This window comes from Acinetobacter sp. yr461 (genome assembly GCF_900110445.1).
In the GTDB taxonomy this organism is placed as follows: Bacteria; Pseudomonadota; Gammaproteobacteria; order Pseudomonadales; family Moraxellaceae; genus Acinetobacter; species Acinetobacter calcoaceticus.
On the sequence record NZ_FODU01000025.1, the window covers coordinates 1 to 23614 of the forward strand.

Below are 23614 nucleotides of genomic sequence, written 5' to 3' on the forward strand. Positions count from 1 at the left end.
AATAAACTTCGAGTAATTTAAACCAATCAATCAATGATAATATTTCGATTAATCAATCAGTAAAAATCCACACAAGTTGTTCTTCATAATCTCTTAATGATCTTCTTACTGGTTCGTCACCAGCAAGCTAGGTCGGCTATATTACTCTTAATCTCTTAAAAGTCAACAGGTAATTTCGATATTTTTAAAACTTATTCTCAAAACCAACTTCTCATCAAATTCACTGCCTAAAGCAACTCACCCAATTCCAAGTAACTGTTTTTCAACAAGTTTCTATCTGCATCACCGCCGATGGATGTGCATTATAGAGGATTAAAAACCCTTTGCAAGGGGTATTTCAGTCTTTTTCTATTGAGTGCCGATTTTTTCTACTATTTTACGAAAAAAGTGATGTATATGCCTTTTTTTTAGGCACTTCAGTCAACATTAGATGAGATATTAAACTTTTTTTACTTTATCAACTTCATGTAGAATAGATTATTCGTGCAATAGTTTGGCATTAACTCACCATGTGGCAGTTCGCTAAGAAAGTATTTGTTTGCATACTTGTAGTGTTTGCTACGAGTGGGCCTTGTTATGCCAATTCAAAACATAACTTCTATGTGCTTACATTATCTATTCTAAGCTACAGTAAGTGGGAGAATGTAAATACTCCTACTCTTTGTATTATTGATAATCCCTCCATTACATCTACCTTTCAATCTTATATCCAGCAGATGTCTTATAATTATCGTGTTCAAACTGTAAACGCGAAAGATTTTGCACGGTCACATTGTCAGGCTGTTTATTTTTCTACTACTTCTCCACAGCAACAACAAAGCCTTATTCAGAATTATCCTTATCGTTCTTTACTTTCTTTAAGCATCAATAATTCAGACTGTGAAATAGGAAGTATCTTTTGTTTATATAATCAAAATAATTACACTACCTTTAAAGTTAACTTAGATGCTTTAAGTCACTCCAAAGTTCATATTGATCCAAGAGTATTGCTCTTGGCTAAGAACGCGGAGTAAGGATTATGATATCTAAGTTGTATCAGTCCACTTCTCTACATGCCTTATTTAGAAAATCTCAATTTACGATTTTTGCAATTACGTTCTTTATTTGTTCTTTTACCTTTGTATCGATTTCTGTTTTTACAATGGAAACCTATGCCAAGCAAAATTTACAATTGCTCAGTCATACCCTGCTCGAACGTATTCAGCCAGCAGTTGTATTTAATGACAAAATTACGATAGAGCAAATTTTGAATGAATATACGAATGATCATTCAATCCGTACTATTCATATTTATGATTCAGAACATCACCTTATTGCACAAAGTTTTAAATTATCAAGTCAGACTTCAATTTTAGAGGGCTGGTTTGATCATTGGTTTTTAAATGAACCCGTTCATCTTACAATTTATCATCACGAACAAAATGTAGGTGAATTAACCCTTTTTGGTAGTTCAGAAAAAATATTGCAGTTCCTAAAAATGATTATGGTAGGGCTCGCAATTGCGATGTTGTTTATTGTTTGCGCTTTGTGGTGGTCAGTAAATCTAACTTATCGTCAAATTATGCAGGCTATTTATCCACTTACTAATATTGCTCAAATTGTAAGTGAGCAAAAAGCTTATAATCTTCGGTTCCCTTATAATCGTATTAAAGAATTTCAAGATTTAAATACTGTTTTTAATGAGTTACTTGAAGAAATTCAGATATGGGACAATCAATTACAAAAAGAAAATCGTAAATTGTCATTTCAGGCTCATCACGATCAGCTCACCTTATTACCTAATAGACATTATTTTTATCAAATTCTTTTAGATATGTTTGAAGATAAGGGATTTGATAATAAGTCTGCTTTATTATTTATAGATAACAATAACTTCAAAGCGATTAATGACCAGTTTGGACATTTGGCTGGAGATGAAGTTTTAAAAGAAATGGCAAATCGTTTGCAAACCCGTTTACGTCATCAAGATTTTATCGCGCGTTTAGGCGGCGACGAATTTGCTGTTATTTTGCATTCCATTAGTCATGCTGATCATTTAATATCTATTGCTGAAAATTTACTCGAAAGCTGTAAAGAACCTTTGCATCTGAATGGTCAAACCATTTACTTCAGTTTTAGTGTGGGTATTGCTTTATCACAATTTGCATCTAGCCCCGAAGATTTCATTATGCAAGCAGATCAGGCAATGTATAAGGCTAAAAATTCGGATGAACGCTGGTTTATCTATAAACCTGAAAATTAAATTTAGGCTAATCTATGAATACAAGATCTTTAAAACTCTCCTTTATTGCATTGCTATGCATTACTCTTGCAGGGTGCCTGAGTTTTGGGCCATTAAAATATCGTCAGGTAAAATTGCTCAAAAAAGAAGGTTTTGTGCTTACAAATGAAGGATGGACTTTAGGTTTACCAGAACGTTTGTTATTTGACTTTAATAATGCAGAGTTAAAACAGAGCCATGAAGCTGAGTTAGTACGTCTGGCATCTCAGTTGAATAAATATGATCTGAATAAATTGAAAATTGTTGGTCATACTGATGATGTTGGCGATGCTGCTTATAATCAAAAGCTGTCGGAAGAGCGTGCACAAAGTGTGGCAAACCTTTTCTTAGCTCGCGGATTTAAAAAAGAAAATATCTATGTGATTGGTCGCGGTTCAACGCAGCCCTATGTTCCAAATACAACCAATGAAAATCGTGCGATTAACCGACGTGTTGCCATTGTTGTTATTCCATAATTTTCAATTTATAAAAAAGCCAATCCTCTGTGATTGGCTTTTTTATTTTAAACTAACTCAATAATATCAATTGTTGGCGGCACTCTAAAACGTAAAGGGATGCCAACCATTCCTGTGCCAACTGTCACAAAAACATCGGCATGTTCGTGAGAGTAAAATCCACGTTTATGACCTAAAATTGACACTTTTTTCATAATATAGGTGGTAAGCCATGGAAGCTCAACCTGCCCTCCATGTGTATGCCCAGATAACATTAATGGTCGATTCGGCAATTTAGGTACCATGTCTACCGTATCGGGATTATGGGAAAGAATTAACCAAGGCTTGTCTTGTGGTAAATCTGGCATCGAACGCATGTCGGTTTTTCCGGCCCAGAGATCACCAATACCAATCAAACGGAATTCTTCAAAATCGACTATTTTGCCTTCAATATCGACAACTTCATTATAAAACAAGGCATCTTTTAATAATTGTTGGATAGGTGGTCCTGGATATTGCTCATCATGGTTTCCAGGAACGGAGTAAACAGGTGCCTGAATTTCTTTTAAAACACTCAATTCTTGAATTAGTCTATTTTCTGGCTCATACGTCCAGTCACCCGCCACAACCACTAAATCAGGTTGCTGTTCATTTAATTTTTTAACTATTGTTTTTAGCTGGCGCTCATGCCCTGAAAATAAACCAATATGTAAATCAGCAATTAACGCTACTTTTACCGGTTTATTAAAACTTCGATCTGGATTTAACCGATATTGATGTGTATCGACACGCACTAGATGAGGTTCAATAAATCGGGCATAAATTAAAATGCCACTTAAGAAAAAGATGAAAATACCTTGATGAATTGAATAGTAACCAATCCAAGCAGCGTATAAATTAAAAAACCAGAGAGGAATAAGTAGATAAGAAAGATAAAATGCGAGTAAATGGACAAAAGCTTTAAATGGATGAATAGTCTCGGTTCGAGATTGATGAATCCAAGCTTCAGAAATCCCCCATAAAGCAAGTATTGAAAATATAAAGTAAAAACAAAAAATAATTGAATTTGGATTCCACATTACGACTCTCGACTTATCTTATATTGATTGCTAGTAATCAAATTCAATATTTATCTTTCAATATGCACGAATTATACTCTAGCTCACGTTATCGTATGTACTGATTATGGCACAATCCATTCATTCCAAACAGCTTCAAACGAATCAACAAGCTAAAGGCTTTTTGATAAAAGCCTCTATAGTCCTATGTTCTAGTTTTGCTGTGGGTTTGACAGGATGTAGTACTCTGCCAAAACATGGTGTTGAACCAGTACAATATGCAAAAGATATTGATACCTCTGAGACCTCACTTGCCAAACTGATTACTCCCTTACGTCAGCAAAACCCAAAACTAACGGGTTTTCACGTATTAAATGATCCGTTGGAGGCTCTAGCAGCCCGCCTAAGATTAATTGATAAAGCCGAAAAGACATTAGATTTACAATATTATATTTGGGACAATGACAAAGTTGGTGCTTTAGCGTTACACGCAATTATTCGGGCAGCTGATCGCGGGGTAAAAGTCCGACTTCTTATTGATGATAATAATGCAAAAAAAATAGAAGGGATTTTGCTTGCCCTTTCTCAGCATAAAAATATTGAAGTTAAGCTTTTTAACCCCTACCGTTTTCGTAAATATCGCGCGATGGATATGGTTCTTGATTTAAAACGTATCAATCGTCGTATGCATAATAAAAGTTTTATTGCCGACAATGAGGTTGCTCTTATTGGCGGACGTAACATGACAAATCAATATTACAATGTAAGCGATAGTTATCAATTCTCTGATGTCGATGTAATGTTAGTTGGTGCTGCTGTTGATGATATTGTGAATTCGTTTGATGACTACTGGAATCATGAATATGCATATTCAGTTCAAAGTATCGTAAGTCCAGAGCAACATCGTCTACGTTATGAAGGATTAAAAGAGCAACTCGAAGCTCACTACCAACAGGCAACAGTTCAAAACTTTCTAAACTTAACTGCAAAATCACATGCATTTGATGAATGGCTAAATCGCAATATTCAATTCGACTGGGTCAAAGCCGAAGTCGTAAAAGACTCACCGGATAAAATCAAATCAAAGGCTAAAAAAGAAGAGCACCTTAATTTCCAGTTAATTAACCATCTAGAAAAACCAGAAAGTAATGTTGATTTAATTTCAGCTTATTTTATTCCTGAAAAGCAAGGCGCCAAAATTTTAAGTACTCTTGCCAAAGAAGGTGTTGAGGTTCGAGTCTTAACGAACTCATTTAAAGCAAATGACGTTGCTGTCGTTCATGCCTTTTATGGAAAGTACCGTAAAGAACTTCTTAAAAACGGCGTACAACTTTATGAGTTTTTACCCACACCCGATAAAAGAGATTTAAATAAAAATACAGATGAGCTTGCCACTAAAGCAAAAGTGAATATGAAGGGATTAAGCCGCTCAAGCTTGCATACTAAACTTATGGCATTAGATGAGCAGGTTTTTATTGGTTCATTTAATTTTGATCCACGCTCAGCGTATTTGAATACTGAAATTGGTGTAATTTTGGATAGTCCATCATTGGCTAAAACCATTCACCACACGATGGATGAAAATTTAAACAAATTTGCTTATAAGCTAAAGCTTGATGCTAATAATCATATTTACTGGCAGCAAGAGACTTCACATGGTCCCTTAATTTATAAACAAGAACCAGAAATGAAATGGTGGCAAAAGGCAGGCATGAAGTTTCTTTCATGGCTGCCAATCGAAGGATTCATGTAATTAATTTTTTGGCTTAAGTACTTTTTGATGTAGTTGAGCCAATCCTTCTACCATTTTTTCTTGAACTTCATTTGTTAAACTTTTCACATCATGCCCTTCCACAGAAATTGGTGGCAAAGTTAACAAATGAGCTGTTACTTTCGGCATTTCAAGTACGCGTTGAATATGTTCGGCAAACGACATCTCACCAATGAATGGAGCAACTGTATCTAATTGTCCATAACGGTTTACATAACAAATTAAACATACCTGTACTGGACGTTGAGCCTCAATAGCAGCCCCAAGTAAACGGCCATGTACTTTCTTAACAGAATGCCCATCGGTGGTAGTCGCTTCAGGGAAAAATAGTACAGGAATATTTTGTTTTAAAAATTCGGTAATTTGCTCACGGATTCTAACGGAATCCCCAGACCCACGCTTAATAAATAAAGTTCCACCACCTTTAGCTAAATTCCCGAAAATGGGCCAATTTTCAATTTCAGCTTTAGCAAGGAAGAAAACACGAGCCCCTGAACCTAAAACAGCAACATCTAGCCAGGAAATATGATTGCTTACCCATAAAGCAGGTTCTCGAGGAATTGTTCCGTGTACTTCTACATCTAAGTTAAAAACCTGACATAAACGGCGGCAAAAATATTGAACATAGCGTGTATTAACCGGATTATTAGGATCTTTATAAAGGCCATGTCGATAAACTAAATAAAAACCTTCACTAATTGCAGCCGTTGCAGAAGTGACTTTTTTTCCGTATAAACCTATTTTTGATAATTTCTTTAACGTTGAATTAACTATACTTTGCGTTTGAGCCATAAAATTTCACTAACGATCAATCATTGTTATACCCATCTCGAGCATTCTATACGTTTCAGAATAAACTTGCATTGATGATAGAGAACGGGAAATAAAATAAATTCAGACATCTCTAACTACATTTAACTAATCTAAAGGATAAGAACAAACGCTTTCCCCTTTTGCTTAAGTTTCATCTAGAATAAAGTTTTCCCATTTTCAGGATTTATAGCCACGTGGAATATGTTGATCGGCATCAAGGCGGTGAACGCACAATTTTAGTGAGTGTTTCTGTACAATTATTAGATGATCTGGATGCCGAAGAGTTTGCTCTACTTGCACAGTCTGCTGGTGCAGATATCCTTGAACATATTAAGGTTCAGCGAAATAAACCCAATCCTAAATTTTTTATTGGTTCAGGGAAAGTTGAAGAAATTGCAGAGCGAGTTCAGGAATTAGAAGCAAGTCTGGTGATTTTTGACCATGCTTTGTCACCCGCTCAAGAACGAAATTTAGAAAGAATATTAAAATGCCGAGTCATTGATCGTACAGGATTAATTTTAGATATTTTTGCACTACGTGCTCGTACGCATGAAGGTAAATTACAAGTCGAACTTGCTCAGCTTAAACATTTATCTACGCGTCTTATTCGCGGTTGGTCAGCAGACTTTGAGCAACAAAAAGGTGGTATTGGCTTACGTGGTCCTGGTGAAACACAACTAGAAACAGACCGTCGTCTCATTCGTGTACGTATTGCCCAATTAAAAGATAAATTAGAAAAAGTACATCAAACCCGTATTCAAGGACGTGCTGCAAGACAAAAGGCAGCCATTCCAACTGTGTCGCTAGTTGGTTATACCAATGCGGGCAAATCAACTCTATTTAATATTTTAGCGAAAAGTGATGTCTACGCAGCCGACCAACTATTTGCAACACTCGATCCGACATTACGTCGTTTAGAATGGGATGGTATCGGCACAGTCGTGTTAGCAGATACGGTAGGCTTTGTACGAAACTTACAACATGACTTAGTTGAATCATTCAAAGCAACACTTGAAGAAACACTTGAAGCCACATTGCTGTTACATGTAATCGATAGTAATAGCCATGACATGCTTGATCAAATTGAAGCAGTTGAAGGTGTATTGAAAGAGATTGGCGCAGATGCTCCTGTACTTCGGGTCTACAACAAAATTGACTTAAGTGGTGAAGACGCAAAAATTATTTATGCCGAGCCACATGTACCAGATCGAGTTTATGTTTCGGCTCATGCTGGCCTTGGGCTAGACTTACTTCAGCAAGCAGTACAAGAATGTTTAATGGGTCAAATTCAACATTTTTCACTGATTCTTAAACCTGCTTATGGCAAATTGCGCACCCAACTTTATGCTTTAAATGTGATTCAGTCTGAACACTATGATGATGCGGGCTTATTGCATATTGATGTACGCATTGCCCCACATAAGTTAGAGAAGCTTATTCGCCAAGCAAAACTACCCTTAGAAGAAATCTTAGGAGAACGTGCTAGTCAATTTAGTCGTCCCTTGGAGGAGTTTGAAATCAAGGGTCAGATCAGTTAAAACTTGATAAGTAAACTTTTAGAGATAAAAAATATGGATAAGATCAAAAGTATAGACTGGACAGCATGGGTAGCAACTTTACTGCTCATTATTGGTTTTCGTGAAGGCTCTGTCATCGTCATGCGTGCTTTTGGTCATCCAGAATTGGGGAATCTCGTTGGCTTAATCAGCTTACTCACTATTTTGATTATCTGGAGAAAGTTCAAGAAAATCCCTCTCCGGATAGTCGATACAAATAATAAAATTATGAAAGAAAGTGGATTTGCTTTTTTACCCGTTTGTGCAGGCTCCTTAATTATGTTGGTGCATATGGGTAAAGAAATTCCACTATTCCTTTTTGTTTTAGTAGTCAGCACCCTTATACCTTTGTGGGTCTATGCAAAAATGGCAAAACGTTGGTTATAAGGAGAATAAAATGTTTACGATTTTCTATGGTTTTTTAATCACATTAATTGGTTATCTCTGTGCAAAACCTTTAAACCGACGTTTTCCGCAAGTTCCACTTTTAGTTTTCGGCATGTTCATTGTCATTGCCTTACTTTCAGTTTTACAAGTCCCTTATGAACAATATCGTCTTTATGTGAATGAGTTATTTAGCCATTTATTGGGATATGTCACCGTAGCCTTAGCCATTCCTTTAGCTGCAATGCGTTACGATGACCTTCCAATTAAATCGGTTATTGGGATTTTATGTTTTGCAAGTATAAGCGCCGTTGCCCTACCTATGGGCCTCGCTTATTTATTGCATATGTCGGAACCTACCATTCTTGCATTTGCAACCCGTGCGGTGACTACCCCTATCGCCCTGAATATCGCAACGTTATTACATGCTCCTGAAACGCTGGTGACCCTTATTGTTATTTTATCTGGGGTTATTGGAGCGGCTTTTTCACCATTTTTACTCAAGCATATTCATGATGAAAGAGCATCAGGCTTAGCCTTAGGTTTAGCTGCGCATGCCATAGGAACAGCTCAAGCTTGGCAGCGCGGACCAGTTGCAGGCCGCTACGCTGCATTTGGTATGGCTTTGAATGGCGTATTTACTGCGATTTGGCTACCGACATTAATGTTGTCACTCGGAACACCATAATTAATAAGCCTATTAAATAAACATTGAACGGTATATAAATTCGAAATAAGATAACCTTTCAATGTTAAAAGGATTTTTAATGATGGGGAAAATTTTTATTGGAGCTTTGCTCTTACTGGGGATCAATACCGCTACATTTGCAGCAGACATTACAGGTCTTTGGCAAACAATTGATGATAAGACTGGTGCGCCCAAAGCACAGGTAGAAATACGAAAAGAAGCAAATGGGACTTATGCTGGAAAAATTACTAAACTCACACCGCGCCCGGGTTATACCCCTAAAGAGATTTGTGATAATTGCCCTGCGCCCTATACCAATAAACCAATTTTAGGTCTAGATATTGCAACGGGCTTAAAACAAACAGATGGACTTAATTATACTGGCGGTAAAATTTTAGATCCGAATACCGGCAAAGTTTACGGACTTAAAGCAAAGCTTAGCGCAACTGGTAAACGTCTCCATATGCGCGGATATCTTGGGGTTTCTGCTTTAGGGCGTAATCAAATCTGGATACGCGTCGAATAAAAGTTAAAAATAAAAAAAGCCGCTTATGCGGCTTTTTTTATTTTTACTCGGGTACAACCCTCATCTTGCGCTCATGAAAAGCATTGCTTTCCTATATTCGCTCAGGATTATCGACAGCAAAGATTTCTTTGTCTTCAAGGCGATAAGCCATTAATTTTCGGCCCCAGACACAACCGCCATCAATATTCAGGATTTGCTCATTGATGCTTCTACCTTCAAGTGCAGCCCAATGACCAAAAATAATCTGATGAGTCTGAGCAGCTTTACTTGGAAATTCGAACCAAGGTAAATAGCCTTCTGGCATTGGCGCATCTAGAGCATCTTTAAAACTAAACTCTAAAGCTCCTTCTGCGTTGGTTAAACGCATGCGTGTCAGATAATTAGTAATACAACGTAAACGTGCTGAACCTGTTAGATCGTCTTCCCACAAATCAGGTTTTGAACCATACATTTCTGCTAAAAAAGCATCCAATACAGATAAATCTTCGTTTGCGAGTACAGCTTCAACTTCTTTTGCCAAAGTAGCAGTTTTTTGCGCATCCCAAATACAAGGTATACCCGCATGGGTAAGAATTGTGTGCTCGTTTGGAAATAAACATAAAGGTTGTTTACGCAACCAGTCGATTAATTCATCGCCATCAATTGCATCAATAACATCCTGCGTACGATCTTTTTCTTTAATCTCTTTTAAACCACGTGCACCCGCAATTAAAGTCAGGTCATGATTTCCAAGTACAGTTGCAGCAACTCCGCGGTCAGCAAGTTTTTTAACAAAACGTAAGGCACCCACTGAGTTTTCGCCACGAGCGACCAAATCACCAGCAAACCATAAAAAATCTTGGTCTGGATCAAAACGTATTTCTTTAAGTAAGGCTTTCAGAGCTTCAAAACACCCTTGTACATCGCCAATCACATAATTAAAACGTTTAGTCATTTATCCCACCATTTGATCGGCTAAAGCAACAAATTGAGTCAGTGTTAAAGTTTCCGGACGAGCCATCGGATCAACGCCTGCTTTTTCAAAGCCATCTTCAGCGATCATACCTTTAAGACTATTTCTTAGGGTTTTACGACGTTGGGTAAATACATGACCAACCAAGCGAGCTAAAGCTTTTTCATCTTTTGCAATAATTGGCTTTTGTTCATAGGGAACAAGGCGAAAAACAGCACTCGTTACTTTAGGTGGTGGATTAAATGCGCCAGCTGGCACTTCAAATAAAAACGTTGGTTGGCAATAATATTGAATCATTACCGACAAGCGACCATATTCTTTTGTGTTTGGTTCGGCAGTAATACGGTCAACCACTTCTTTTTGGAGCATAAAGTGCATGTCTTTAACTTTACTGCCAAATTCCAAGAGATGAAAAAGTAATGGGGTTGAAATGTTATAAGGTAAATTACCAACCACACGTAATGGTCGACCATCTTTTACCAGTTCGTTAAAATCATATTTTAATGCATCAGCTTCTATAATCGTTAAACGTTCAGGATGTGGAACGCGTTCTGGTAAGCCTGCTGCTAAATCACGATCTAGCTCAACAACTGTTAATGCATCACATTCCCCAATTAAAGGAGATGTTAATGCGGCCAAACCAGGTCCAATTTCGACAACATTTTCACCCGGACGCGGATTTACCGAGCGCACGATTTTGGCAATGACTCGCTGATCATGTAAGAAGTTTTGACCAAAACGTTTACGAGCTTTATGCCCTTCATCTTTCGGGTTTAGGGCATTAATTTGATACATAGAACATTTCCAACATGAAAAATTTAGCTCGCTGCCAAAGATAAAGCTAAATCGACAGCGACATTTAAACTTGAGCTTTTTGCCAAACCAGTCCCGGCCAAAGACAATGCCGTGCCATGATCGACCGAAGTTCGGATGAATGGCAAACCCAATGTAATATTGATGGCCTCACCAAACCCTTGTGATTTTAACACAGGTAGACCTTGATCATGGTACATGGCAAGTACAGCGTCAGCATTTTTAAGGTGCTCAGGGGTAAATAAGGTGTCCGCAGGCAAGCTTAGACTCATTTTAATCCCTTGTGCCCGATAACTTTCAAGTACTGGATTAATGGTATCAATCTCTTCGCGTCCCAAATACCCATCTTCACCCGCGTGAGGATTTAAGCCGCAAACAAGTACGCGCGGATCTATAATCTTAAATTTAGTTTTTAAATCATGTAATAAAATATCAATGACCTGATGCAAACGATCTTTGGTAATTGCATCGGCAACATCTCTTAAGGGCAAATGTGTAGTAGCCAAGGCAACACGTAAAGTCTTGGTCGCAAGCATCATGACGACACGCTCTACACCTGCAAATTCTTGATAGTATTCAGTGTGTCCACTAAACAAAATACCTGCATCGTTAATCACCGACTTTTGCACAGGAGCAGTGGCGACCCCAACACTTTTACCAGACATCGCATAATCAGCTGAACGGCGTAATTGTTCTAATACATAAGCCGCATTAGCTGAGTTTAATTGCCCATCAACAACCGCCATTTCTAAAGGTACATGCTCTATATAAAGTTCACCTAAAGACGATGATTCAGCTTGTCCCATATATTCTATAAATTGAATATTTATCCCGAGTTTCTGAGCACGTTGTTCTAATAAATCTCGGTCACCCAAAATAACAAGTGGGCGTTCATCAACTCGCTTAGCCAAGCTCAAGCAAATATCTGGACCAATACCAGCCGGCTCACCGGAAGTGACATATAAAGGCAGCACAATCACCCCAGACACATAACGAAAATTTGTTTGATTTTAACATATCCCGCATTCATCAGTTTATGGATTAAATTATATGGCTTAAACTGGATTTTTCTTGTGACTTTGAACAAACTCGTTTAGAATGCTCGCTCCTTTTGTTTGGACAGATTCCATAGTCCAAACCAACTATAATAGGTAGTGGTTTAATGAAAACTCTCAGCGCTAAGCCAGCTGAAGTTCAACATGACTGGTATGTTGTTGATGCTTCTGGCAAAACTTTAGGTCGCCTTGCGACTGAAATCGCTCGTCGTTTACGCGGTAAGCACAAAACTTCTTATACTCCTCACGTTGACACTGGCGATTACATCGTTGTGATTAATGCTGAACAAGTTCAAGTGACTGGTAAAAAAGCACTTGATAAGAAATATTATCGCCATACTGGTTTCCCTGGTGGTATCCGTGAGACTAACTTCGAGAAGTTAATTGCTCACAAGCCTGAAGCTGTTCTTGAAAAAGCAGTTAAAGGCATGTTACCAAAAGGTCCTCTTGGTTATGCAATGATCAAAAAAATGAAAGTGTACGCTGGTACTGAGCATCCGCATGCTGCTCAACAGCCACAAGTTTTGGACATCTAAGGGATACAGCACATGGCTACTAATTATGGTACAGGTCGCCGTAAGACCGCAACTGCACGTGTTTTCTTGTCAGCTGGTACAGGCAAACTCGTTATTAACAACCGTACTTTAGAGCAATATTTCGGTCGTGAAACTGCTCGTATGGTTGTTCGTCAACCTTTAGAACTTTTAGAAGTTACTGAAAAGTTTGACCTTTACATCACTGTTAAAGGTGGTGGTATTGGTGGTCAAGCTGGCGCGATCCGTCACGGTATTACTCGTGCGCTTATCGCTGCTGACGAAACTTTAAAACCTGTTCTTCGTCAAGCTGGTTTCGTTACTCGTGATGCTCGTGAAGTTGAACGTAAGAAACTTGGTTTACGTAAAGCTCGTAAGCGTCCTCAATTCTCTAAACGTTAATTCGTTTATCGAGTTGGACAAAAAGCCTTGGATTTTTCCAAGGCTTTTTTATTATGAAAATAGAACAATAAAATGCAAACTTATAAATATAAACAAACTATCTCGTTAGAACCGTGATTTCCTAGAGCATTTTTAGTATCCTAATCGATTCACTCAACCACGTCGTCTTGTGATATGTCGGTCGAAAACACCTCTATTCAGGGGATTACCCTTTACAGTCATGCTGATGATTTCCGTTCTCACTGGATTCGTTTCTTATTAGCAGAAAAGCAAATCAAATATCAATTGATCGTAACTGACCATGAAGACGAAGATTTAGCAAGTTTAAATCCTTATAACCAATTGCCGATGTTGGTCGAGCAAAATCTTAAATTATTTTCAGCGCCTATTATTGCTGAATATTTAGATGATCGTTATCGCCAAGGTAAGCTTTACGCAGATGCGCCAATGATGCGTGCAGAGCAGCGTCAATATATATGGAGACTTGAAAACGACTGGTTCAAATTAGCCGATCACATGTTAAAACATGCTGATACTTTAAATGTCGAACAAAAGCAAAAAGCTCAAAAAGAATTACGTGAAACTTTAATTTCACTTACTCCCCTATTTCAGCATTTTCCCTATTTTATGTCTGAAAATTTCACAATCTTGGACTGTATGCTTGCCCCTATTTTCTTAAGGCTAAATAGCATGGGAATCGATTTACCGAAACAGCACTGCCGACCGATACTTTTGTATTGTAAACGTATCTTTGAGAGGCCTTCTTTTGCTAAATCAATGACGGCTCAAGAGAAAAACCGTTACAATGAACTATTAAATATGGAATAGTGTGATATGTCTGAGCAACCTATTGATTTAACCCCTACACGTCCTTATCTTGCTCGTGCAATCTATGAATGGATTTGTGATAACCAGCTTACTCCTTATCTATTAGTGGATGCGACACAGCCACATACCGATGTTCCACAGCAATTTGTTAAAGATGGGCAAATCGTTTTAAATATCGTGCCTCATGCTGTTCATCAACTTCTTATTGGTAATGAAGCCATTACTTTTTCTGCCCGTTTCGGGGGGGCATCGAAAGACATTTATGTACCTATTCAAGCAGTTTTAGGTATTTATGCACGTGAGAATGGGCAAGGTTTATTCTTTGATCCTGAAGAATATGCCAATGTAGCGCCTGTAGAAAATATAGCAGAGCCAGAAGTACAAGAAGCTGAAACAACATCGATCAAGAAAAAACCGACGTTAAGAATTTTAGATTAAATTTAGAGGAAGAAAGCATGGCATTTGATTTAGTCCAATACTTTGCTGAGCAGATAAAAATTCAAAAGCCTCAGCTTTTAAATCAATATCCAGTTAATGAAAAAAATAAACTGATTGATGAGGTGAATATTCTTACGCTTGGAAAACTGATTAGTTTATGGCGCCAAGATGACAATAAGATTTATCATGAAATAAAATCGGCAGATCCACTTTATATTCAAGAAGTTGCTCGACATTTAACAACTTCTAAGCATAACCAGTCAACTTTAAAAAATGCAGAACTAGAACAGAGTATTTCTGAAATTTTAACTTTGCAATTGGCAGAACTTAACCAGCTCGATGAAACAGGTGGTTTTGGACATAATGGCTTAAAAGAATTAATTTTAGGTCAAGTCGAACACTTATCAGGTCAGGCAGAAGATTGGGTTTGGTCAACAAACCACCTAAATGAATTAATTGGTTCTAAACCTGTGGAACAAGAAGAGCTATCATTGGATACAACAATGAAGGAGTTCAACCAAATGGTTCACCAAGCCCAACCTCATCATGATGACTTGCATATTGAAGAACAAGCTGTCGAAATTTCTGTACCGACATGGTCAAAGATTATTGCCCCTGTCGTTGCTTTAGCAATTTTGGGCTACCTCTATTGTATTTATACACAGCTCGTTTAGTTTGATCATTGTTATAAAAAGGGGAATTTGTTATTCCCCTTTTTTTTGATTAAAACCAACATATTTTATTAATCAATATTGTATTAATATTCTATTACAATTGTTTTATCTAAATTTTAAAATATATAATGTAAACCGCAGCACAGTATTAAAAGTATAATGTAAAAGCAATCTTATAATATTTTTTATAATCTGACATTTTCCGTCACTTATTGCCTAAAACTAAAACATCACACTTTATTTGATTGATTGACTTAAAATTGTTCAGAAATATAATGAATTTCAACTACTTTTAGGAAAAAGTAGTAAATATAATTTTAGAATCCTGAGAGATAAAAACATGGCTAAACTTTCTTTAGATAGCTTAACTGAAATTGATGGTTTTATTGCTTCTGCACTTGTTGATTCAGAAAGCGGTTTATCACTTGCAACACAAGGTGGTGGGGAAATTGATTTAGAATTGGCTGCTGCAGGAAATACAGAAGTAATTCGCGCAAAGCGAAATATCGCCAATGCATTGAAATTAAATGATAATATTGAAGATATTTTAATTACCTTAGGTAAGGCTTATCACTTAATTCGACCTCTAGAAAGTAATAATAATTTGTTCCTTTACTTAGTGCTTGATCGTGCTAAATCGAATTTAGCTATGGCTCGTCATGAGTTAAAGTCATTTGAAAAAGAGCTAGACTTTAGCTAATTAATCTAAGATGTGCTTTTTATATTTATTATAAAAAGCACATTAAAACCTCTATCTTATTCAATAAAATTTAATGTGATACTATGGATAGGCATTGCATAAATATTGCAACTTCTGGTTTAAGTTCAAAATTTTCAGATGAATTAAAAATACTAATCAGAAATTTTATATCTAATCAACACGGTATTAATTGGGTTAATATTTCAAGCGATCATATTGATCTATTATTAATTAACGAAATTTTTTTTGACTCTGACAATATTCAAAATATTCTTCAAAAGAAAAAGTTTCTTTATTTAAAAATTAGTAAAAGTCCTTCAAAAAATGGATATCAAGTTTATGAACATACTCTATATCTGCCCCTAGAAAAAGTAGAACCTTTATTAGAGTGGCTACAAAAAAATCTATTATCATTTTTAAATCAAAATAGTGTTGCGATAGTTCCAGATTTATCTACTGAGCTCCTCATTATTGATGAGCAATTTATAAGAAATTTGCATAACCCAGAAAATACTAAATTACATTTATTTGATGATAAAGGCACTCTAGCTATTATTGATAACAGAGCTCAAATTGCTTGGATAGAACCTTCCCGTCAAAAAGCACATACCAATATGAGCTTTAACTTTGCTTTTGCTAAAACATCGGATTTTACTAAGGTTTCTCGTAAAAAAAGTTATTGCTTACAAGACTGGTTATGGAACCTAATCTGGTGTTCAAAAGACTTTGAAAATTTAGCTTCAGTTGATGGTTACTTCAAAATCGATCATTGGCCACAGCCCTACCAAAAAGAATATAGAAAAGTGAGTCTACAGCTCTCCGCATGTTTTATACAGGGTGCAAAAATTACTGATGTTGCTAAACAACTCAACGTATCAATCGACGATGTCTTACGCTTCGTTACAGCTTGTGTAATGGCAAATAACGGAAGATTTGTTTCTGCGAATAAATGCTCTTACGCACCAAGCTCCCATTTAGAAAATTCAAATATAGACAATCATTTTTTTAAAAATTTTATAGGGAAGATTAGACGCCGCTTTGGTCTTTAGGGAACATTATGATTATACAGCAATATAAAATTGTCTTTGCAGGCAGCATGGGGGCTGGAAAAACAGAAGCGATTAAATCGTTATCTGAGATTCCAATTCTGGAAACAGAAGCATTCAATACCGATGTACAAAGTCACCAGAAAACCCAGACCACTGTAGGTATTGATTATGGTGAAATTACTTTAGATGATGGAATCAAAATTGGATTATATGGGACACCTGGGCAAAGCCGTTTTGATTTTATCTGGTCGGTCATTTGTGAAGGTGCGATCGGTATTATTTTATTATTAGATCATAATAGTCCGAATTCAATTGACGAACTAAATGACTACTTAAAAACCTTTAAAAATTATAATGATAATATTGTGATTGGTATTACTCATATTGATGAAAATAAAGAATCCTCTCTTCAGCAATATCGTAATTGGATAAAAGCAAATGAACTACCTTATCCCTTATTCTTCATTGATGCGCGAGAGCAAGAACAAATTTTAATGATGGTTGAGTCATTAATTGCATCACTTGAAGTTAAGGTCGGGTCAGTACCACAGGGGAATAATCATGCTTAGTATTCCAGCTCAAAAACGAACAGCACCAACGCAATTGCTACAACTCGCAAAAAGTGAAGCTCATACTATTTTGATGAATACACGCGGCGTAGATTTCGTGATGATTTGCTCTTCAGATGGTTTTGAATTAGCAACTGTGAGTCATAAAAACTACCACAACACCACTAAATTGGCGGCTGTCAGCAGTTCAATTTTGGCAATGGTGACTGCATTTTTAAAAGAAATTCAACTCACAGGCTGTAATAACATTACGCTAGACGCAGATAATGGCAAAGCCATTTTGACAGCTATCCCTGCTGTTCATCACCCAATGGTCATGGTCACCTTAAGTAATAAAGAGGTTCTTTTGGGACAACTACTGTATAGCTTGAAAAAAGCAAGCCAGATCATTGCTGAGGCAGATGGCGAATAGATCATGATTCTCCACTAAAAAATACCGCTCATATAGAGCGGTATTTTTATTAAATTTGAATACTAAATAGCATTTGCCGTTTTTTTACTTGTTGCCCTTGCTGTCCTAAAATATCTTCGACTACACCATCGACATCAGATCTAATCTGTTGCTGGATCTTCATAGCTTCAAGTACCAGTAAGGTTTGCCCTTTCACGACTTGATCGCCTTTATTGACCAAGATATTGATCACAGCACCATCCATAGGTGCACGAATTTTACCATCTCCCGCAACATTGGTCGTTTCTGGAGCAGCGTAAGTCACATTGCGAATCGCAACATTGCCATTGTCTCGATCTAAATAAAGCTGATCGCCGTCTAAAACATATTGAACACGGCGGCGTATACCGTCAGCAATATAGGTCAGTTGCTCGTCTGTTTTCTCAATGACTTCAATACAAACAGTTTGATCACAGAGCTGTACCGTGAATGTGTTATTTACAGATGAAAGCTGTAACTGGATTTGCTGATCGTCATATTTTAGTTTTAAGGGTAATGGAACACCAAGTCCAGTTTGCCACACCGCAGTACCTTTACTTTGGCTAAATAATGCCGCGGCAATAGCCAAGGTTTCTAAAGATAATACCTGAGAGTGTAAGCTGTCGTCATTTTGGAAATACTGTTGAATGAATGCGGTATTCGTATCACCAGCGACAACGACTGGATGACGTAATAAATTGACCAAGAATTGTTTATTGCTGCTTACACCAAGCAAAACACAATCATCTACAGCACGAGCCAGCAGACGAATCGCATCCTCTCGAGTTTTACCATATGCAATCACTTTAGCCACCATCGGGTCATAGAAAGGGCTAACTTCGTCTTTTGCTAACATGCCATGATCAATTCGTACATTTGGCAAATTTGTGGGCTTCCAACGTAGAACTTGACCTGTTTGCGGCAAGAAATCTTGGCGTGGATCTTCAGCATACAAACGGACTTCAATTGCATGGCCCTTGATAGACAATTCATGTTGTTGCAATGGTAAATGCTCGCCATTGGCGACACGCAATTGCCATTCAACCAAATCTAGCCCTGTAATAAATTCAGTGACTGGATGCTCAACCTGCAAGCGCGTATTCATTTCTAGAAAATAGAATTCACCCGATGCATCAAGCAAAAACTCAACAGTTCCCGCGCCTACGTAAGCACATGCTTTGGCAGCTGCAACAGCAGCCTCTCCCATTTGCTGACGCAGTTCGGGTGTCATGACTGGACATGGTGCTTCTTCTACAACCTTTTGGTGACGGCGTTGAATCGAACAATCACGCTCGAACAAATACACATAATTGCCATGCGTATCACCAAAAACTTGAATTTCAACATGGCGCGGCGCAATCACTGCTTTTTCTAAAATAAGCTCACCTGAACCAAATGCATTTTCAGCTTCTGAACGTGCAGTTTGTAAAGCCTCTACAAGCTGGGATGCCTGCTGAACCAAACGCATACCACGACCACCGCCACCAGCAGAAGCTTTCACCATAATTGGAAAACCAATCTGTTCTGCCTGTACTGCTAAATATTCAAGGTCTTGCCGATCTCCCTCGTAACCAGGCACGCAAGGTACACCCGCTTCAATCATGGCAATTTTTGAAAGTCGTTTACTCCCCATTAACTCAATTGCAGAAGCTGTCGGACCGATAAAAATAATTTGGTTATCAATGCAGGCTTGAGCAAAATCGGTATTTTCTGACAAAAAGCCATAACCCGGATGCACAGCATCCGCGCCTGTTTTTTTGCAAGCTTCTATAATTTTGGTAATTGAAAGATAAGATTCAGATACTTTAGAAGCTCCAATATAAACTGCTTCATCAGCTTCTTGCACATGGCGAGCATTACGGTCTGCATCGGAATAGACCGCCACAGTTTGATAACCCATTGCCTTTGCTGTCTGCATGACCCTAACTGCTATTTCACCACGATTGGCAACTAGTACTTTTGAAAATTTCATTGTTTTTATCCTTATCTTTTATTGCTCATCGGCCCAATTCGGCAACCGTTTTTGAATAAAAGCCATCGTTCCCTCTTGCCCTTCAGCACCACCAACCGCTTGAGCAAACTGCTGTGCTGCGTCATCAAGCAAATGATTCAATGGTTCATTGAGTGTTCGATGTAATAGTGCTTTCGTCATACGTGAAGCTTGTGGTGCAGCACGTTTGATTTGCTGAATAGTTTCCTGTAATTCCTGTTCTAGCTCTAATTCATTATGAGCAATCTGATGGACTACTCCGACACTGAGCGCCGTAGGTCCTTCAAAACGCATCCCCAACAAAGCAAGTCGTCTAGCCTGAGTTAGACCAATACGCTTCACTACAAAAGGAGCAATCTGCGCAGGAATTATTCCTAGCCCAGTTTCAGGCAATCCAAACTGGGCATTGTCACGGCTAATCGCAACATCGGAAACACATACCAGACCAAAACCACCACCTAGAACAGCCCCTTCTAAAATCACCACAACCGTCTGTGGGGCGGTTTCAACTTGCTCAAGCATGGCACCAAAACGGCGGTTAAAATCAGCATAAGGTTGTAGGCTACCGATATTGCTCGCTTCAACTCTCAAAGCTGCCATATCTTTAATATCACCACCTGCGCAAAAAGTTCCTCCTTCACCACGGATGATGACCGCACGAATCGAAAGATCATCTTGAATAGCGGCAAAGACCTGTTGAATAGCATTGACCATATTCAAATTCATGGCATTACGGCTCTCTGGTCGGTTTAACCAGAGGTATAAAATACTGCCGTCCTGTTCTAATTGAATGCTGTCATCAATATCTAAAGCTTGAAGAGATGCTGAAAGTGTCATGGCTTATTCCTTATTTTTGTTTTTTTGGCAAGATGTCCATCAACTTACAAATAATCCCCAACATAATCTCATCGGCTCCACCACCAATAGAACCTAAGCGGCCGTCACGGTAAAGCTGAGATGCAGGGTTATCCCACATAAAGCCATTGCCACCCCAATATTGCAAACAGCTATCTGCCACTTCGCGGGTTAAACGTCCTGATTTCAGTTTTGCCATTGAAGCCAACATGCTGACATCTTCACCTGCAATGTGTTGTTCACACGCTTGGTAGGTTAATGCTTTTAGTGCTTCCACTTCAGTCATGAGTTCAGCAAAGCGGAAATGGATATATTGATTATTGATGAGTGGCTGACCGAAAGTGGTACGCTCTTTGGTATAGGCAATGGTTTTTTGAATTAATGTTTCCAATCCTCCAATCGAATTGGCACATGCCCACAGACGCTCTTCCTGAAATTGCATCATCTGCATCATAAAACCCATACCTTCTGCACCGACTAAATTACGCTGCGGTACACGCACGTTATCTAAATAAACTTGTGCTGTGGTGGTTGAGCGCATTCCTAATTTATTGAGCGGTTCTGAAAAACTAATGCCTTTAGTTTTTGCTGGCACAATAATCATCGATTTATTGACGTGCGGTTTATCGTCAGAAGTGTTGGCTAAAAGGCAGAAAAAGTCGGCTTGTAATGAGTTGGTAATCCACATTTTGCTGCCATTAATCACATAATCATCACCATCTTTTTTTGCTGTGGTTTTAATTGCCGCCACATCAGAACCAGCATGAACTTCAGATACAGCAATCGATGCCACATATTCCCCAGCAATGGCTGGTGTTAAAAACTCATCACGTAATTCTTTACGACCAAAACGTGCGAGAGCTGGTGTTGCCATATCGGTTTGTACACCAATTGCTAAGGGCACCCCACCACAAGTCGCACGACCAATTTCCTCAGCAACAACAAGGTTATAAGAATAATCTAAAGCTAAACCACCATTTTCTTCAGGCTTACAAATCCCTAATAAACCAAGGTCACCCATCTTTTTAAATACATCATGAATCGGGAAACGACCCACCTCTTCCCATTCTGGAATATTCGGATTCAGCTCATTTTCAACAAATTGACGAGCTGTACGGCGTAATGCTTCATGTTCGGCAGTAAATTTCATTACATTCTTCCTGATAATTTTTTTAATTGCGGTAAAAGTTGCTTAAAATCGAGACACCCCAAAACGGCTTGGGTTCAATGTCCGCTGCTGTGCTTCATAAATGGTTTGTAAAAGGAAAATCAGTAATTTTCGGGTATCGCGAGGGTCAATAATGCCGTCGTCATGCAACATGGCCGTATTGAAAAGTGCTGTAGACTGTTGCTCCAATTTCATGGCTGTACTTTGCTCCACAAAGTCGAGCATTTGAGGATTAGGCTCCTGACCTGAAGCTTTTTGCTTGCCTTCGGCCACAATACGTAAGACTTTTCCAGCCTGAGCGGCACCCATTACAGCAACATGTGAGCTCGGCCAAGCAAAAATGAAGTCTGGTGATAAACTACGTCCACACATCGCATAGTTGCCAGCTCCATACGACCCAGCTACCACAATCGAAATTTTCGGCACGGTACAATTGGCAACAGCTTGAATTAATTTTGAACCATGTTTGATAATACCGTTTTGCTCTGCATCGGTACCCACCATAAAACCCGTGGTGTTATGCAAGAACAATAGCGGACGCTGTGTCTGTTCACACAGGTGAATAAACTGAGCTGTTTTCGCCGCACCTTGAGGGGTAATCGGACCATTATTGGTGATAATACCGATATGTAAGCCACCAATTTTTGCCCAACCACAAACAGTTAAATCATCATATTCCTGCTTAAATTCAAGAAAATCTGAATCATCAACAATTCGGGCTACCACTTCTTTCATATCGAATGGTTGTTTAGGATCACTTGGAATCACACCCAATAATTCATCGGCATCGTAACGAGGTTCTTTATAGACTGCATCAACTGGTTTGATCTGTTCTTTCCAGTTCAGATGCTCAAAAATTTCACGTGCAAGTCGAATACCATCAGCATCATTTTCTGCCAAATATTCGGCGGTTCCGGCAATTTGAGAGTGCATTTCTGCCCCGCCCAATTCTTCAGCCGTTGCCACTTCACCAGTTGCAGCCAAGAGTAATGGAGGGCCTGCAAGAAGCATTTCGGTTTGTTTACGTACCGCAATCACATAATCAGAAAGCCCAGGTTGATAAGCACCACCTGCTGTCGCATTACCATGTACAACAGCCAGTTGTGGAATACCTGCTGCAGAAAGGCGTGCCTGATTGGCAAAGGTCATACCACCGTAGGTAAATACTTCTGCTGCATAATTTAAGTTGGCGCCGCCACTTTCGGTTAGCGTAATCAGCGGAAGTTTTTGTTCCAAAGCAATTTTTTGCAAACGCAAAGTCTTCTGCACACCCATGGGCGACATAGTTCCTCCCTTAATTGCACTATTACTTGCAGAGACTAGGCAACGCACACCACTAACAAAACCAATGCCAGCAATCACCCCGCCCCCAGCTTCCGAGCCATCTTTATCATCATGCATGTTGTAGCCAACCAAACCACAAAGTTCGATGAAAGGAGAGTCGGCATCTAGCAATAACCGCACGCGTTCATGGGGCAAAATTTTGCCTTTTTTATCGAACTTTGCTTTAGCAGCGTATGATTTATCAATGCTTTTTTGCTGAATTGCACGGACCTCACTCAACTGAGCAAGGAGTACATCTTTATTCTTTTGATACTGTTCACCACCAACAGCAATTTCGGATTGGAGAATGGTCATTTTTTATTC

At 38.4% G+C, this 23614-nt stretch carries 26 protein-coding genes; 17 read left to right on the top strand and 9 right to left on the bottom strand.

The genetic code is table 11. From position 1 onward, the window contains the following. Positions 1 to 509 precede the first annotated feature (509 nt). The 3 genes from BMW38_RS18420 to BMW38_RS18430 are packed head-to-tail and all read left to right on the top strand — an operon-like array spanning position 510 to position 2736. Entirely contained in the window at positions 510 to 1013 is a 504-nt protein-coding gene (locus BMW38_RS18420) for a YfiR family protein (protein WP_092710839.1), read from the top strand. A gap of 5 nt (positions 1014 to 1018) precedes the next feature. Further along, positions 1019 to 2242, top strand: a complete 1224-nt coding sequence (locus tag BMW38_RS18425; protein ID WP_005043367.1) for a diguanylate cyclase domain-containing protein — start codon at positions 1019 to 1021, stop codon at positions 2240 to 2242. Between the two features lie 14 nt (positions 2243 to 2256). Then, the gene (locus tag BMW38_RS18430; protein WP_017387718.1) at positions 2257 to 2736 is read left to right on the top strand and encodes an OmpA family protein; all 480 of its coding nucleotides are present in this window, start codon (positions 2257 to 2259) and stop codon (positions 2734 to 2736) included. A 47-nt stretch (positions 2737 to 2783) separates the two neighbouring features. On the opposite strand, the gene BMW38_RS18435 is transcribed toward BMW38_RS18430, so the two are convergent. Then, positions 2784 to 3794 carry a metallophosphoesterase gene (locus tag BMW38_RS18435; RefSeq protein WP_004638721.1) on the bottom strand — a complete coding sequence of 337 codons (1011 nt, stop codon included), beginning with the start codon at positions 3792 to 3794 and terminating at the stop codon, positions 2784 to 2786. A 106-nt stretch (positions 3795 to 3900) separates the two neighbouring features. Here BMW38_RS18435 and BMW38_RS18440 point away from each other — a divergent pair, with 106 nt between their 5' ends. After that, the gene (locus BMW38_RS18440; RefSeq protein ID WP_005043365.1) at positions 3901 to 5526 is read left to right on the top strand and encodes a phospholipase D-like domain-containing protein; all 1626 of its coding nucleotides are present in this window, start codon (positions 3901 to 3903) and stop codon (positions 5524 to 5526) included. Here BMW38_RS18440 and BMW38_RS18445 read toward each other — a convergent pair whose 3' ends face one another. Continuing rightward, complete coding sequence (locus BMW38_RS18445; RefSeq protein WP_005043363.1) at positions 5527 to 6336, bottom strand: lysophospholipid acyltransferase family protein; 810 nt, start codon at positions 6334 to 6336, stop codon at positions 5527 to 5529. Between the two features lie 215 nt (positions 6337 to 6551). On the opposite strand from BMW38_RS18445, the gene hflX reads away from it, so the two are divergent. From hflX to BMW38_RS18465, 4 genes are all read left to right on the top strand, one after another. Beyond that, a complete protein-coding gene (hflX, locus tag BMW38_RS18450; protein ID WP_092710841.1) occupies positions 6552 to 7895 on the top strand; it encodes a ribosome rescue GTPase HflX in 1344 nt (447 codons plus the stop codon). A gap of 33 nt (positions 7896 to 7928) precedes the next feature. After that, positions 7929 to 8300 carry a hypothetical protein gene (locus BMW38_RS18455; RefSeq protein ID WP_004638713.1) on the top strand — a complete coding sequence of 124 codons (372 nt, stop codon included), beginning with the start codon at positions 7929 to 7931 and terminating at the stop codon, positions 8298 to 8300. Positions 8301 to 8310: 10 nt separating this feature from the next. Then, positions 8311 to 8985 (top strand): LrgB family protein, encoded by a 675-nt coding sequence (locus BMW38_RS18460; protein WP_005043360.1) that lies wholly within the window; start codon positions 8311 to 8313, stop codon positions 8983 to 8985. Positions 8986 to 9067: 82 nt separating this feature from the next. Beyond that, entirely contained in the window at positions 9068 to 9511 is a 444-nt protein-coding gene (locus BMW38_RS18465) for a DUF2147 domain-containing protein (protein ID WP_092710905.1), read from the top strand. Positions 9512 to 9602: 91 nt separating this feature from the next. Here the strand turns inward: BMW38_RS18465 and BMW38_RS18470 are convergent, their stop codons facing one another. From BMW38_RS18470 to pdxA, 3 genes are read right to left on the bottom strand one after another with little or no spacing between them, the layout of a single operon-like run. Beyond that, positions 9603 to 10445 carry a symmetrical bis(5'-nucleosyl)-tetraphosphatase gene (locus BMW38_RS18470; RefSeq protein ID WP_092710844.1) on the bottom strand — a complete coding sequence of 281 codons (843 nt, stop codon included), beginning with the start codon at positions 10443 to 10445 and terminating at the stop codon, positions 9603 to 9605. Further along, the gene (rsmA, locus tag BMW38_RS18475; protein WP_092710846.1) at positions 10446 to 11258 is read right to left on the bottom strand and encodes a 16S rRNA (adenine(1518)-N(6)/adenine(1519)-N(6))-dimethyltransferase RsmA; all 813 of its coding nucleotides are present in this window, start codon (positions 11256 to 11258) and stop codon (positions 10446 to 10448) included. A gap of 23 nt (positions 11259 to 11281) precedes the next feature. Beyond that, on the bottom strand, positions 11282 to 12265 hold the full coding sequence (gene pdxA, locus BMW38_RS18480; RefSeq protein WP_092710849.1) for a 4-hydroxythreonine-4-phosphate dehydrogenase PdxA: 984 nt from the start codon (positions 12263 to 12265) through the stop codon (positions 11282 to 11284). Positions 12266 to 12438: 173 nt separating this feature from the next. On the opposite strand from pdxA, the gene rplM reads away from it, so the two are divergent. The 9 genes from rplM (at position 12439) to BMW38_RS18525 (ending at position 17936) form a co-directional block, all read left to right on the top strand. Beyond that, a complete protein-coding gene (gene rplM / locus BMW38_RS18485; protein ID WP_003656097.1) occupies positions 12439 to 12867 on the top strand; it encodes a 50S ribosomal protein L13 in 429 nt (142 codons plus the stop codon). A gap of 12 nt (positions 12868 to 12879) precedes the next feature. Then, positions 12880 to 13266, top strand: a complete 387-nt coding sequence (rpsI, locus tag BMW38_RS18490) for a 30S ribosomal protein S9 (protein ID WP_002048725.1) — start codon at positions 12880 to 12882, stop codon at positions 13264 to 13266. 174 nt (positions 13267 to 13440) lie between these two features. Next, on the top strand, positions 13441 to 14094 hold the full coding sequence (locus BMW38_RS18495; protein WP_092710852.1) for a glutathione S-transferase N-terminal domain-containing protein: 654 nt from the start codon (positions 13441 to 13443) through the stop codon (positions 14092 to 14094). A 6-nt stretch (positions 14095 to 14100) separates the two neighbouring features. Further along, positions 14101 to 14532: a ClpXP protease specificity-enhancing factor gene (locus tag BMW38_RS18500; protein WP_092710855.1), complete on the top strand. Its 432-nt coding sequence runs from the start codon at positions 14101 to 14103 to the stop codon at positions 14530 to 14532. Positions 14533 to 14549: 17 nt separating this feature from the next. Continuing rightward, positions 14550 to 15206 carry a hypothetical protein gene (locus BMW38_RS18505; RefSeq protein WP_092710858.1) on the top strand — a complete coding sequence of 219 codons (657 nt, stop codon included), beginning with the start codon at positions 14550 to 14552 and terminating at the stop codon, positions 15204 to 15206. A gap of 340 nt (positions 15207 to 15546) precedes the next feature. After that, positions 15547 to 15906, top strand: a complete 360-nt coding sequence (locus tag BMW38_RS18510) for a hypothetical protein (protein ID WP_092710861.1) — start codon at positions 15547 to 15549, stop codon at positions 15904 to 15906. 83 nt (positions 15907 to 15989) lie between these two features. Then, on the top strand, positions 15990 to 16955 hold the full coding sequence (locus tag BMW38_RS18515; RefSeq protein ID WP_092710864.1) for a hypothetical protein: 966 nt from the start codon (positions 15990 to 15992) through the stop codon (positions 16953 to 16955). Positions 16956 to 16963: 8 nt separating this feature from the next. Then, positions 16964 to 17524 carry a GTP-binding protein gene (locus BMW38_RS18520; RefSeq protein ID WP_092710867.1) on the top strand — a complete coding sequence of 187 codons (561 nt, stop codon included), beginning with the start codon at positions 16964 to 16966 and terminating at the stop codon, positions 17522 to 17524. Then, positions 17517 to 17936: a roadblock/LC7 domain-containing protein gene (locus BMW38_RS18525; protein WP_092710870.1), complete on the top strand. Its 420-nt coding sequence runs from the start codon at positions 17517 to 17519 to the stop codon at positions 17934 to 17936. The genes BMW38_RS18520 and BMW38_RS18525 overlap by 8 nt, the downstream gene beginning before the upstream one ends. A gap of 49 nt (positions 17937 to 17985) precedes the next feature. Here BMW38_RS18525 and BMW38_RS18530 read toward each other — a convergent pair whose 3' ends face one another. Genes BMW38_RS18530 through BMW38_RS18545 form a run of 4 tightly spaced genes read right to left on the bottom strand, consistent with a single transcriptional unit; the run spans position 17986 to position 23605 of the window. After that, positions 17986 to 19926 (bottom strand): acetyl/propionyl/methylcrotonyl-CoA carboxylase subunit alpha, encoded by a 1941-nt coding sequence (locus BMW38_RS18530; protein WP_092710873.1) that lies wholly within the window; start codon positions 19924 to 19926, stop codon positions 17986 to 17988. Between the two features lie 18 nt (positions 19927 to 19944). Then, a complete protein-coding gene (locus BMW38_RS18535; RefSeq protein WP_092710876.1) occupies positions 19945 to 20781 on the bottom strand; it encodes an enoyl-CoA hydratase/isomerase family protein in 837 nt (278 codons plus the stop codon). A gap of 10 nt (positions 20782 to 20791) precedes the next feature. Further along, a complete protein-coding gene (locus BMW38_RS18540) occupies positions 20792 to 21949 on the bottom strand; it encodes an acyl-CoA dehydrogenase family protein (protein WP_092710878.1) in 1158 nt (385 codons plus the stop codon). A gap of 42 nt (positions 21950 to 21991) precedes the next feature. Continuing rightward, positions 21992 to 23605 (bottom strand): acyl-CoA carboxylase subunit beta, encoded by a 1614-nt coding sequence (locus tag BMW38_RS18545; protein ID WP_092710881.1) that lies wholly within the window; start codon positions 23603 to 23605, stop codon positions 21992 to 21994. Positions 23606 to 23614: the final 9 nt, after the last annotated feature.

Excerpts from the sequence above, each read along its gene's own strand:
- BMW38_RS18420 (WP_092710839.1), top strand. The coding sequence starts at position 510 with ATGTGGCAGTTCGCTAAGAAAGTATTTGTTTGCATACTTGTAGTGTTT.
- BMW38_RS18425 (WP_005043367.1), top strand. The coding sequence starts at position 1,019 with ATGATATCTAAGTTGTATCAGTCCACTTCTCTACATGCCTTATTTAGA.
- BMW38_RS18430 (WP_017387718.1), top strand. The coding sequence starts at position 2,257 with ATGAATACAAGATCTTTAAAACTCTCCTTTATTGCATTGCTATGCATT.
- BMW38_RS18435 (WP_004638721.1), bottom strand. The coding sequence starts at position 3,794 with ATGTGGAATCCAAATTCAATTATTTTTTGTTTTTACTTTATATTTTCA.
- BMW38_RS18440 (WP_005043365.1), top strand. The coding sequence starts at position 3,901 with ATGGCACAATCCATTCATTCCAAACAGCTTCAAACGAATCAACAAGCT.
- BMW38_RS18445 (WP_005043363.1), bottom strand. The coding sequence starts at position 6,336 with ATGGCTCAAACGCAAAGTATAGTTAATTCAACGTTAAAGAAATTATCA.
- BMW38_RS18455 (WP_004638713.1), top strand. The coding sequence starts at position 7,929 with ATGGATAAGATCAAAAGTATAGACTGGACAGCATGGGTAGCAACTTTA.
- BMW38_RS18460 (WP_005043360.1), top strand. The coding sequence starts at position 8,311 with ATGTTTACGATTTTCTATGGTTTTTTAATCACATTAATTGGTTATCTC.
- BMW38_RS18465 (WP_092710905.1), top strand. The coding sequence starts at position 9,068 with ATGGGGAAAATTTTTATTGGAGCTTTGCTCTTACTGGGGATCAATACC.
- BMW38_RS18470 (WP_092710844.1), bottom strand. The coding sequence starts at position 10,445 with ATGACTAAACGTTTTAATTATGTGATTGGCGATGTACAAGGGTGTTTT.
- rsmA (WP_092710846.1), bottom strand. The coding sequence starts at position 11,258 with ATGTATCAAATTAATGCCCTAAACCCGAAAGATGAAGGGCATAAAGCT.
- rplM (WP_003656097.1), top strand. The coding sequence starts at position 12,439 with ATGAAAACTCTCAGCGCTAAGCCAGCTGAAGTTCAACATGACTGGTAT.
- rpsI (WP_002048725.1), top strand. The coding sequence starts at position 12,880 with ATGGCTACTAATTATGGTACAGGTCGCCGTAAGACCGCAACTGCACGT.
- BMW38_RS18495 (WP_092710852.1), top strand. The coding sequence starts at position 13,441 with ATGTCGGTCGAAAACACCTCTATTCAGGGGATTACCCTTTACAGTCAT.
- BMW38_RS18500 (WP_092710855.1), top strand. The coding sequence starts at position 14,101 with ATGTCTGAGCAACCTATTGATTTAACCCCTACACGTCCTTATCTTGCT.
- BMW38_RS18505 (WP_092710858.1), top strand. The coding sequence starts at position 14,550 with ATGGCATTTGATTTAGTCCAATACTTTGCTGAGCAGATAAAAATTCAA.
- BMW38_RS18510 (WP_092710861.1), top strand. The coding sequence starts at position 15,547 with ATGGCTAAACTTTCTTTAGATAGCTTAACTGAAATTGATGGTTTTATT.
- BMW38_RS18515 (WP_092710864.1), top strand. The coding sequence starts at position 15,990 with ATGGATAGGCATTGCATAAATATTGCAACTTCTGGTTTAAGTTCAAAA.
- BMW38_RS18520 (WP_092710867.1), top strand. The coding sequence starts at position 16,964 with ATGATTATACAGCAATATAAAATTGTCTTTGCAGGCAGCATGGGGGCT.
- BMW38_RS18525 (WP_092710870.1), top strand. The coding sequence starts at position 17,517 with ATGCTTAGTATTCCAGCTCAAAAACGAACAGCACCAACGCAATTGCTA.
- BMW38_RS18530 (WP_092710873.1), bottom strand. The coding sequence starts at position 19,926 with ATGAAATTTTCAAAAGTACTAGTTGCCAATCGTGGTGAAATAGCAGTT.
- BMW38_RS18535 (WP_092710876.1), bottom strand. The coding sequence starts at position 20,781 with ATGACACTTTCAGCATCTCTTCAAGCTTTAGATATTGATGACAGCATT.
- BMW38_RS18540 (WP_092710878.1), bottom strand. The coding sequence starts at position 21,949 with ATGAAATTTACTGCCGAACATGAAGCATTACGCCGTACAGCTCGTCAA.
- BMW38_RS18545 (WP_092710881.1), bottom strand. The coding sequence starts at position 23,605 with ATGACCATTCTCCAATCCGAAATTGCTGTTGGTGGTGAACAGTATCAA.